This is a genomic window from Endozoicomonas sp. SESOKO4 (assembly GCF_024606275.1).
This window is the reverse complement of sequence record NZ_JAHHPS010000122.1, coordinates 1-2460: the sequence shown is the minus strand read 5'-3', so window position 1 is coordinate 2460 and position 2460 is coordinate 1. Positions and strand designations below refer to the sequence as shown.

The 2460-nt window shown below is 46.1% G+C and carries 2 protein-coding genes; both read right to left on the bottom strand.

Going from position 1 to position 2460, the window contains the following annotated elements; translation table 11 throughout:
• Positions 1–665 (bottom strand): hypothetical protein (locus KDK16_RS02125; RefSeq protein WP_257274448.1); only part of this gene is annotated, 665 nt, incomplete at its 3' end.
• Between the two features lie 279 nt (positions 666–944).
• Positions 945–2460 (bottom strand): CHY zinc finger protein (locus KDK16_RS02120; protein ID WP_257274447.1); only part of this gene is annotated, 1516 nt, incomplete at its 5' end.

Below are 2460 nucleotides of genomic sequence, written 5' to 3'. Positions count from 1 at the left end.
AGCAGATCGATTTCGAATAATCCTGATGGCCAGCCACCTCTGCCTCCCCAGGGTGGAGGGGGAAACGAATAGAAGAAGCCCCCGTTGCCGCCTCCGGGGAAATCGGCGTTGCCAGCCAGCTTGTCTCCTGCCAATGCCACTGTGTTATTCCGGGTTTGCCCGGATTCCAGACCACTCTCTGTCATATTGTCGGGATAGGTCAGAAGGGTCAGTGGGGTAGTATGGTTTTTGCTGTTCAGGAGTTGATGGGGGCTTACATAAGCCAGTTCTGGCCTGTCTGCCGTCGTGGATTTCAAGCGAACAAGCGTGCCATTTTTAGAGGTCTGCTGGAAAACGGTCGTTTGTTTCCTGTTCAATATCACCAGTTGATAGCAGTAGTCGCCCGGGTTGTTTGTTATCATTATTGCGATACTGCCCGAGTCTGCTGACACCACAGGTGTCTTGAAGCAAAGCATGCTGTTCTGGTCATCGAAACTTTCCGGAAGTAACAAACTCAGTTGCCAATGACTCACACTTTGGGGATCTGTGCCATTATTGATTTCAACCCGGAGCTTGTCACCATCGGAATGATGCCAGTCAATGAGGGTTGAGGAATGACATAACGGCATAACCGACATAGCTAGCAGGCAAAGAACAAATGCTATGGAAAAGCGGTAAAACTGCATCAAAATCTCACTAAACAACTTGTGCCAATGAAACCCACTTCGCCCTCCTTGTCTGATAGAAAACGCCAGGACAATCTGTGTCGGTTTTCTGCTCTGGAAAAATAAGGGAGCATCATTAGCTAATCTTTTTATTCTCGGTAGGAACAAAGAATAGCCAAGAATTCCTGAATTGCTATTTGGATTACTCGTCCTATGTTACAAATCCTTCGGCATCATCAACCTCTTCAACGGCCCAATACTGGTATTCAATCCGGTCAGACGGTTGATCATTGTTTTAAGTTATTCAGTAAATACAGGGCCTCTGCAAACAGGGCAGGTTCTTATCCCGTTTCGAAGCATTGCAATGGCGCAATGCTTATGAATTTTGTGAGAGCAGGGTAATATCTGGCAGCCGCTGAAGGCATCTTCAAGGCAGATGCCGCAACGGTCGTGCGCTGAACCTGGTCGGCATTTGTGATTGCCCTCTAACATTTTATGCATGCAGACACCGCAAACATCACAGTGAAAGGATTCACTTGCCTTCATTCGGCAAATACCGCATTTATGGCAGTGGAACGGGTCGTTATATTTTGAGGTGAAGTGTTTGCATTTTGCACAGTAATATTCCGACATTTGCTCTTCGCAGTTCGGGCATGTTTGGGAGTCTTCCGTAATTTCTCCCTCATATCCACATATAGAACACATAAACCTTATTGCATGAACAGCCTTGAGTTCAGCTTTACATGAACCCCTGTCGTTGTGACATCTATGGCAAGGGAAATACCCCGGACAGCAATCAAAACCCACATAGCAGAATCTTTGGAAATGTTCGCACACTGGCCTTCGGGATTCTTGCTCCGGTAACTGCTGCAACTCCTCATTCGACAAGACTGACCGCTCATTGGACGGGGTGAGCTGCTCATTGAAGGTGTTCAACGGCTGAGGAGCCAAAGAGCCGCCGTTGCCCGGCATAACCGGGCTGGCGGCTGCCGTCGGCAGGTATTCTCCGGAGGTGATATTGCTTGCTGATGTTAGTTCCAAGTGGCCGCTAGACGAGCTTGCCTGCTCATTCAACGGGCTTGTCGCCTCATTTTGGATGGTCGTTGCCCGTGTAGCACGGTGCATTGCGCAATTGCATCTCTCCGGCCTGCGTTCTGCCATCTGATGGTATGCTTGATGAGCCCTGTCGTGCAAACGATGTTGTATAAGCTCATCCCTCGTTATTTGAAGTTCTGCCTCCAAGCGTCCGATGTCAGTTTCGTAACACTCCACGCAGCCCCGTAAACCCTGATTATCTCTATCTAATTCCTGATTCTTTATAGTTAACTCTTGATTCTCCGCATTTAAGTGTTGATTCTCTGCATTTAAATTTTGATTCTCTGCATTTAAATTTCGATTCTCTGCATTTAAATTTTGATTCGCTGCATTTAAATTTTGATTCTCTTTGTCTAAATTTTGCTTATCTAAGTTTAATTGCTGATTATCTGTTATTAACCATTGATTCTGTGATGTTAACCATTGATTTTGTGTTGTTAACCACTGAATCTGTGCAGTTAACTCATTAATCTGCTGTCTTTTTTGCTCTTCCTTTTCCCGAATGTTTCTATACCGTTCAAAATCTCTTCTATCCCTTTGGAACTGAATTACAACATGTTTTAACTTTTCCAGACTACGATCTAAATTTTGAGGTTCATGAATTTCGGGGCTACCGTCCGCATTAAATGTATTTCCCGGATTTATCAATGGGGTGGCTGCAGGCAATCGCGGGGTACCACTCCTCCGTGCAGGGGAAGCGTTTTGGGGATGAGGTTGGTCA